1 protein-coding gene is annotated in these 572 nt (G+C 35.0%); it reads left to right on the top strand.

The features are described from left to right. On the top strand, positions 1–572 hold a 572-nt coding region (locus tag Q0C22_RS09260; RefSeq protein WP_291494052.1), incomplete at both ends, for an acetyl-CoA carboxylase biotin carboxylase subunit family protein.

The raw sequence follows: 572 nt of genomic DNA, 5'->3' as shown, positions 1-572 counted from the left end.
TGGTTTTGTCAAATAGATTCACTTAAGCATCTTAAATATGTTGTTAATGAAAAGAAATTTAACCTTGTAATAAAGCCTGCAGACAGCAGAGGAGCAAGGGGCGTTCTAAGAATAACAAAAGATATAGATTTAGATTGGGCTTACAATTATTCTTTATCGTATTCTCCATCAAAAAGAGTTTTAGTGGAGGAGTTTATTGATGGTCCTCAAATTAGCACAGAAGCTGTTATTATTGATGGAAATGGTGTAAATGTGGGTTTTAGCGAAAGAAATTACGAATACATTGATAAATTTGCCCCATACATTATAGAAAATGGTGGGCAAATGCCATCGTCTTTACCCCAAAAAATAAAAAATGAGATTTCAAGTTTAACACTTGAAGCTGGCAAGGCAATTGGTATTTATAATGGCACCGTTAAAGGTGATATGATTTATTCAAGCGAAGGTGCAAAAGTTATAGAAGTGGCAGCTAGACTTTCCGGAGGTTTTTTTAGCACTGACCAAATACCTCTTTCAACAGGTGTTAATTTGGTGGAGACTGCCATTAAAATTGCTTTAGGTGAACAAGTTGC

Source organism: Desulfurella sp. (assembly GCF_023256235.1).
Lineage (GTDB): Bacteria > Campylobacterota_A > Desulfurellia > Desulfurellales > Desulfurellaceae > Desulfurella.
Note: the sequence above shows the minus strand (reverse complement) of the source record. Positions and strands in the feature narration are given on the sequence as shown.